Source organism: Mycobacterium sp. SMC-18 (assembly GCF_045310895.1).
In the GTDB taxonomy this organism is placed as follows: Bacteria; Actinomycetota; Actinomycetes; order Mycobacteriales; family Mycobacteriaceae; genus Mycobacterium.
This window is the reverse complement of the sequence record NZ_JBJIAL010000139.1, coordinates 1-1176: the sequence shown is the minus strand read 5'-3', so window position 1 is coordinate 1176 and position 1176 is coordinate 1. Positions and strand designations below refer to the sequence as shown.

The following is a 1176-nucleotide window of genomic DNA, read 5'->3' as shown; positions in this document are numbered from 1 at the left end:
ACTATTCCCAACTCGTGACCGGTAGACCGGCCGGATCACAGAAACCTGAGGGTGCATGAAACCCGGGACGGTTCACTGCGATGGTTGCCCGGCCGAACTTTCTTTGCGGATAGTTGCCAACGAGCCGATCAGCGACGAGGAATGCGACCGCCTCCTGACCGAGCATCTGCAGGGTGCTGGGTGGTCCTGCTCCCATGGCAGCGACGTGTGCCCGAACTGTAGGAGTTCAACCGTCAATCAGGACACTCCTATGCCTCAAATGTCCTGATACACAACACTCAACGCCAACATCAATTCGAAGGACTACCTCATGATGCGAATCATCAAAGGCGCACCCCTACCAATAGAGGTGCGGGCCCAAGTCGATGCACACCCACTCGGCACCGCAGCTCATCTGCTCCGCGCAGTAGGACTCGCCGTATGCGTCGGCGGGCTGTTCGCCATGGTGGCATCCATCCTGACCGGCGCTCCGGTTTCTTCGCATCAGCCCGTCCCTGACGCCGTCGTCATTGTGGCGGCCGCCATCGGGCTGACCGGGGCGGTCCTGATACACCAGGGCACCACGCTGTATCAACGCGTCGTCACGACGAAACTTCACACCACGGTGTCCTCGTCGCACTGACATAACCCCTAGGCTGGACTTATGAGCATCGCTGCCGTTCGGAGTGGCTTGGCGTGGGCGACGTGCGCGATTGCGGGTGTACTCGCCGGATGCGGCGTCTACCTCGCCGCGTTCCTTGTCTCGGCGCCGCTCCTGCTGTTCGCAGCATTCGGTGCAGCACCGTTCATAGCGCTCGCAATTGTTGCGCTTACTTTCCTGCGGACCCGCAGGCGCCCTTGCAGGGCGCCGATGTGGATGCAGCAGCGACGCTCGGCGTTCTGGATTGGAGCTGCCGCGGTCGTGATGGCCTGCGGCGTCTACACCGTCGTCGAGATTCCTCAGACGATCCCGTTCGCATACGCCCTCGTGAGCTAAGTCCCTGGGGCAGTTGGCCCTTGCTCCCTATCCTCGGACCGAACGGCCGCAGCGTGATTCTCAGATGTCGCCGCGACGACCGCAAATAGTGCAGATACCACCTGCGGTGGAGAGCTAGCGTTGAAGAGCAATGATCAGAACCTGTGGATGAGCCTCGGCGAGGCGGCGTAGGAAAGGGCGCACCTTCCCGAGGATGATCT

Annotated in this window: 2 protein-coding genes; both read left to right on the top strand. The window is 61.4% G+C overall.

The features are described from left to right. The first annotated feature begins 310 nt into the window (after positions 1-310). Entirely contained in the window at positions 311-622 is a 312-nt protein-coding gene (locus ACJH6J_RS30470; protein WP_406805041.1) for a hypothetical protein, read from the top strand. A gap of 21 nt (positions 623-643) precedes the next feature. Beyond that, on the top strand, positions 644-976 hold the full coding sequence (locus tag ACJH6J_RS30465; protein WP_406805040.1) for a hypothetical protein: 333 nt from the start codon (positions 644-646) through the stop codon (positions 974-976). The last annotated feature ends 200 nt before the right edge of the window (positions 977-1176 follow it).

Bases quoted from the DNA above. Each gene is read 5' to 3' on its own strand.
- ACJH6J_RS30470 (WP_406805041.1), top strand. From the start codon at position 311: ATGATGCGAATCATCAAAGGCGCACCCCTACCAATAGAGGTGCGGGCC.
- ACJH6J_RS30465 (WP_406805040.1), top strand. From the start codon at position 644: ATGAGCATCGCTGCCGTTCGGAGTGGCTTGGCGTGGGCGACGTGCGCG.